Origin of the sequence: Mycobacterium sp. (genome assembly GCF_050701675.1) — a bacterium.
In the GTDB taxonomy this organism is placed as follows: domain Bacteria; phylum Actinomycetota; class Actinomycetes; order Mycobacteriales; family Mycobacteriaceae; genus Mycobacterium.
Genome location: NZ_JBOGDD010000927.1, coordinates 1 through 6,037 on the forward strand (window position 1 = coordinate 1; position 6,037 = coordinate 6,037).

Consider the following 6,037-nt stretch of genomic DNA (forward strand, 5'->3'; position numbering starts at 1 on the left):
CTGCCGTCCGGGGGCGACGGCAGGCTTCCTGACCTTTCTGGTCCTTCAGATGTCAGGCGGTGGCCTGAGCTCCCAGCGTCCGTTGGACGTCGGGGATCATCTGCTGCAGCTGCTGACCCCAGTAGCCCCAGCTGTGGGTACCGGTGGCCGGGAAGTTGAACACACCGTTGGTGCCACCCGCGGCCAGGTAGTTGTCCCGGAAGGTCACGTTCGTCCGCAGCGTGAACCCCTCGAGGAACTGCGCCGACATCAGGTTGGCACCCGAGTCGCCGGTGTCCAGGTCCGAAGGCGTACCGGTGCCGCAGTAGATCCACACCCTGGTGTTGTTGGCGACCAGTTGATTGACGTTGACCATCGGGTCGTTGCGCTTCCACGCCGGGTCACCCGACGGACCCCACATGCTCTCGGCGTTGTAGCCACCCGCGTCGTTCATCGCCAGCCCGATCAACATCGGCCACCAGCCCTCGGACGGGTTGAGGAAGCCAGACAGAGATGCGGCGTAGGTCCACATCTGCGGGTGGTAGATCGCGTACGTCAGCGCGGCGCCGCCCGCCATGGACAGACCAACGACGGCATTGCCGTTCTGCGAGACGCCGTAGTTGCTCTCGAGGAAGGCGGGCAGTTCCTGAGTCAGGAACGTCTCCCACTTGTAGGTGTAGTCCTGGCCGTTGCCCTGCGACGGCTGGTACCAGTCGGTGTAGAAGCTGGACTGGCCACCGACCGGCATCACGGTCGACAGGCCGGACTGGTAGGTCCACTCGAAGGCGGGAGTGTTGATGTCCCAACCGCTGTAGTCGTCCTGCGCGCGCAGGCCGTCGAGCAGATAGATGGCGTGCGGGCCGCCACCCTGGAACTGCACCCTGATGTTGCGGTTCATCGACGGGGAGAACACGTCCAGGTACTCCACCGGTAGCCCCGGCCGGGAGAATGCTCCTGCCGTCGCCGAACCCCCGACGAAGCCGATCAGCCCGGGCAGGGTCATTGCTGCCACGAGTCCAACGACCAGCCGGCGCAACCACGTGCCACGAATATTTCTGACGAACTTCATAACGGCAACCAACCGTCCTCTCTTCATGTCCTCAAGCAATCGCCGTTGCTTTGCGAGCGCAAGTGAATCACGTCGATGTGGTTCGCATCCCCGGTCAACGCCGTGTTGTGACGTCGCGGTTGGCTAACGATTACGACTCGGCCCAGAGACCTTCCGGACAGATTTCGCCTGTGACCTGTGTGAATGAAGTGAACTCTGTGATCGCCCGATCGCAGCGACGCGCTCGGCCGGAGGGGCTCGGCGCGTAGCCCGCCAAAGCCTGGACGCGCAGCCATCCGAGCCTGAAAATCGCGCTGACCTGGCTAGATGATACTGAATCCGCCCTGGGCACGCACTTCGGCAACTGCCAACGCAAACCGCAGGGCGCGTTCGGCCGGCGCGTCGCGTACGGTCCGCCTCGATGACCTGAGCGACCGGCGCGATTCCAGTAGCCAGCAAACTCGATGAAACGCGCGACGAGACACGGGGGTCGAGCCGGAACGACGGTGTCCGTCAATCCCGTTGGCGATCAACGTGATTGGACGAGAGGCTCGCTGATCAGTGTGCAGCGGCCGCGAGCGCCCGCTGCACGTCGTCGTGGCGCTCCTCGATGGTGCGGCCGATCTCCTGGAGCAGCAGGGGTTTTCGCAACACCAGCTCCTCCATGTGTTCACGCTCGATCTGCAGCACGGTGACCTCGTCGACGGCGTAGGCGCCCGCGAGCGCCGGCTCGCGGGTCAATGCGGTCGAACCGATGAAGTCGCCCTCCTCGAGGATTCGGACCGGGATCGTCGCCCCGTCCTCGGCTCTGGCGGTGAGTCGTATCCGGCCGTTGACGATGAACGTCATCCGGCTCGGTGTCTGACCGGGGAACTGGATGGTCTCGTCGGCGCCGTACCTGGCGATTCGTGCGTTGGGAAGCAGTTCCTGCTGCTCGGCCTCGCTCAGCCTCAGTGTCGGTCCGAGGACGCGCAGCGACGTCGCCGCACGCTCCGAGGTGGCGAAGTCGTCGTCCGCCTCGTCGAGATGCAGACCGGCGCGGCGAGACGCATACCAGGCCCATCGCAGAAAGATCGCCCTGGCCGGCCCGCCGTCGGCGGGAGACCGCAGTGGAATCGACGTCTTGTACCCGCCCGCGCCTGCCGCCACGCTGGATGGCGTCGCACCAGGACGCAGGTGGGGCAGGGTGGCCGCCACCCGGACGAGCATGCCGCATACGTCGTCGGGAGGATCGTTGTGGCTGAACTGGGTGACCACCGAGATCGAGTGCTCGCCGGGCGGCCGGCTCAGGTTGGCGAACGATGCGCCCGCTAGTACCGAGTTCGGAATGATCTGCAGGCCACTGCCCGTGTCGATGTGCGTGGCACGCCAGTTCACCTCGACGACCCGGCCCCGCGCCGATGGGGTGTCGACCCAGTCCCCGAGTTGGAACGGCTGCTCGAACAACAGCAGCAGGCCGGAGATGATCTGGCCGACGGAGTTCTGCAGTGTCAGACCGAGCACGATCGACGTGATGCCGAGCGCGGTGAACAGTCCGCCGACGTTGGCGCCCCAGATGTAGGAGAAGATGATCGCGAGCCCGATCGCGATGACCAGGAACCGTGCGACGTCGAGGAAGATCGACGGAATCCGCTTGCGCCAGGAGCCTTCCGGCGCGCCCTGGAAGAGCGTGGCATTGAGTCCGGAGAGCACCAGCACCAGCAGTACGAAGCCGAGCACCGTGGAGACGATGCGGACCGGGGTGGCGTCGGCGGACACCTCGGTGGCCTTGACCAGGAGCAGGAGCAGAGCACCCAGCGGCAGGATGTAATTGCGCACCAGGTCCACGGGACGGGTCAGCGCGCTGCCCCGCCTGGTGAGCGCGGCTCGCAGCTCGGTGAGGGCGACCAGCGCGATCGGCAGGCCGATCGCCACGCCGATGGCCCAGTAGAACCAGGCCGCGTCGACGATGCTGCTCACGATTGCCGCTCCGAGAGCCGCCAGATGGGTTGCGACTCCCCGGCGACGGTGATCTCACCCCCGGCGGTGAACTGCCGGGTGTCGCGCATCGCGTCGTAGACGTCGGAGGTGACGTATACGCCTGGGAGCGGGGAGCCGCTCTGCGCGGAGAAGGCGAGATCGACTGCCGCCCCCCACATGTCGTAGGCCAGGCTCGCCCGGCCGACCAGGCCGCTGCTGACCGTGCCGGTATCGATGCCTGCGTGTAGCTTCAGCGACTGTCCGGCTTCGCCGTTGAAGCGGTCGACGATCCGGTGCATCTCGATGGCGAAGTCGACCGTGCGGCGGACGTTGTCGATGCGCGGCACGTTCAGGCCGCAGCTGGCGAGATATCCGTTGCGCAGCGTCCGGACTCGTTCGATGCCGAGGCTCTCGGCCGCCGCATCGAACTGGCGGACGAGCTTGTTCACGATGGCCAGCGACTCTTCGGACGTCAAGTCGGCGGAGAGTTCGTCGAGCCCGACGATGTCGGCGAAGATCACGGTCACGTCCTGGTGGTCCTGGGAGATGGTCTCCTCGCCCTCGCGGTAGCGCGCCACCACCTGCTCGGGCATCAGAGACAGCATGATGCGGTCGTTCTCCCGACGCTGCTCGTTGAGCAGGTCCTCCTTGATGGCGAGGTTGCGGCTCATTCCATTGAAAGCGACTGTGAGATCGCCAAATTCGTCACGGGATGCCACCGGGATGGTGACCCCGTAGTCGCCGGAGCTGATCTGGTGGGCACCGCTCTCGAGCCGGCGGATCGGACGCACGAACAGCCGCGCGAGCAACATCGCAGCGATGCAGACCGCGAAGATGATCCCCGCCGTCGACAACACCAACGTTCTGGTGAACGCCGACACCGGGGCGAACGCCTCGGAGGTATCGATGTTGGCGATCACGGTCCACCGCAGTCCGGGGATGTCGGCGGGCGCATAGGCCTGCAGCGTTTCGTCGCCGAGGTAGTCGGGCGCGATCAGTGTGCCGGCTTGGCCGCGCTGCGCGAGTTTGGTGGCCTCAGACGCGACGGGCTGCACCAGCGTGGTGCCGTGCTGGCGGATCGCGTCCGCGGCGACGTCCGGCGGGGTGCCCGCGTCGATCACGTCGCGCTTGTAGGCCTCGGGATCCTGTAGGAACAGTCGGGAGTCGGACCGCATCAGATCGTCGGGGCCGACGATGTACGTCTCGCCCGTGGCACCCATGCCGGACTCCTCCCAGCGCCCATCCATCGTCATCAGCTTGTTGATCTTGGAGATCGGGAACTGCAGCGCCAGAACACCTTCCACCCTTCCCTGCGGCCCGACGGGTGACACGAACCAGGCCGTCGGCGAGTCGGCCGGCTGGTAGTCCCCGAAGTCGGTCAGGCCGACGTAGTCGACGGTGTTGGAGTCGACCGCCTTCTGATAGGCGCCGCCGAGCTCGCTGCCCCGGTAGGGACCGGTCAGCACGTTGGTGCCGAGGTCCACGCCCTTGTAGGCGCTGTAGACGACGTTCCCGCGGGTGTCGAGCAACAGGGCGTCCTCGAAGTCGAAACGGGTGACGATCTCCCGGAAGAAGTCGTTGAACCGGGCGTTCGCGGCCGACCACGGGCTGCCGTCGCGGGCGTCGTCGAACTTGATCGCCGCGTCCCAGTCCGCGGTCGGCTTGTCGTAGTCGCCGAACGGGACGGTGTAGTTCGCCTGCAGGTAGCGCTGCGCGTTGGAGGTCGGCACCAGTGCATCGACGTCGACGTTCTCGCCGGTCTGCGCCTTCTCGTCCTTGGCGAACCGTCGTGCGTAGTAGTCGACGAGTGACTGCTGTTGGGCCGGATCGACGGTGGCCGTCTGGAGCTGGTCGAAGCCCGCCGTGAACGCTTCGAGGGCTTGTGACGCCGTCGACCCCCGCGAGTAGATCACCAGAGAGTTCTTCAGGTCGGCGATGCTGGACTGCAGCTGCCTGCTCTGCGACTGCCGGATCTCCGTCAGCCTCTCGAAGACCGACGCACGCAACGAGTTGCGGCCCGATTGATAGCCGATCGCCCCGACGACCGCGGCGGACAGAACGCTCGTCAGGAGCAGCATCACGAGCAGCTTGGATTGGATGCTCACCCGTGACATCAGGCGTCGACGGCTCCGTTTGGCGGATTCGGTCGAGTCGCTCGTCTCGTCCGTGGGGGCGTCTTCCGCCGTCGTCGTCGTCATCAGTTGCATAGACTAGCTCGCAAACAGGCTGGTCGGCGGGACTCGATGAATGTTCGATGGCCGTCGACGGGATGGGACTGATCGGGCACCCTGGAGTCATGGCCGCCGCCTTCGATCTCGAGCGCTTCGTCGATGCCCAGGAACGTGGCGGTGTCTACGACTCGGCGGTGGCGGAACTGCGCGCGGGACGCAAGATCTCGCACTGGGTGTGGTTCGTGTTCCCTCAGTTGCGCGGGCTGGGCACTAGCGTCATGGCCGACCGATTCGGCATCGAATCCCGCGACGAGGCCGTCGCCTATCTGGCGCACGACGTGCTCGGGCCGCGCTTGCACCGGTGCTCACAGTTGGTCACCCGGTCCGGGGCGGTCACCGCTCAAGCGTTGATGGGTTCGGTGGATGCGATGAAGCTGCGGTCGTCGATGACGCTGTTCGCCGAGGTGGCCGCCGACGCCGGAGATTTCGTCGCGGTGCTCGACGAGTACTACGGCGGCGGGCGGGATCCCAAGACTCTCGAGCTGTTGAATCCTGGTCACTCCGCCTCATCCGCATCAGTGCTCTAGAACGGTGGGGGCGGTTCGGCGGCTTCGGCTGCAGCCCTTGCCTGTTCGTCCACGGCTGCGGCTACGACTCTTTGTTGGGCTTCGGCTTCGATGAGCGCCTTGTTGAGTTCGCGTTCGTCGTGGATGCGGCGGGCCCGGTCTTGGGACCTCGTGGTTCCGCGGCGCGGCATCCTCAACCCCGCGGTGTGGGCTGGCTGCGCGGGCACCTCGACGGGAACGACCGCTGCGGTGGGTTGGCGTAGTTCCGGGAACAGCAGCCGACTGCCCGGCGTGGTGACTTGATTGTGCCCTTC

The 6,037-nt window shown here is 66.0% G+C and carries 4 protein-coding genes and 1 pseudogene; 1 reads left to right on the top strand and 4 read right to left on the bottom strand.

The window, feature by feature from the left end; translation table 11 throughout:
- Nucleotides 1–52: 52 nt before the first annotated feature.
- From ACRDUX_RS28170 to ACRDUX_RS28180, 3 genes are all read right to left on the bottom strand, one after another.
- Nucleotides 53–1,048 (bottom strand): alpha/beta hydrolase, encoded by a 996-nt coding sequence (locus ACRDUX_RS28170; RefSeq protein ID WP_526418691.1) that lies wholly within the window; start codon nt 1,046–1,048, stop codon nt 53–55.
- A 537-nt stretch (nt 1,049–1,585) separates the two neighbouring features.
- On the bottom strand, nt 1,586–2,986 hold the full coding sequence (locus ACRDUX_RS28175) for a mechanosensitive ion channel domain-containing protein (RefSeq protein ID WP_526418693.1): 1,401 nt from the start codon (nt 2,984–2,986) through the stop codon (nt 1,586–1,588).
- Nucleotides 2,983–5,184, bottom strand: a complete 2,202-nt coding sequence (locus ACRDUX_RS28180; protein ID WP_526418695.1) for an adenylate/guanylate cyclase domain-containing protein — start codon at nt 5,182–5,184, stop codon at nt 2,983–2,985. Before ACRDUX_RS28180 ends, ACRDUX_RS28175 begins: the two co-directional genes overlap by 4 nt.
- A gap of 98 nt (nt 5,185–5,282) precedes the next feature.
- Between ACRDUX_RS28180 and ACRDUX_RS28185 the strand changes: the two genes are divergently transcribed.
- Complete coding sequence (locus ACRDUX_RS28185; RefSeq protein WP_526418697.1) at nt 5,283–5,744, top strand: DUF1810 domain-containing protein; 462 nt, start codon at nt 5,283–5,285, stop codon at nt 5,742–5,744.
- On the opposite strand, the pseudogene ACRDUX_RS28190 reads toward ACRDUX_RS28185, so the two are convergent.
- Nucleotides 5,741–6,037, bottom strand: a pseudogene (locus tag ACRDUX_RS28190) (HNH endonuclease signature motif containing protein); the annotation flags it as partial. The gene ACRDUX_RS28185 and the pseudogene ACRDUX_RS28190 overlap by 4 nt on opposite strands.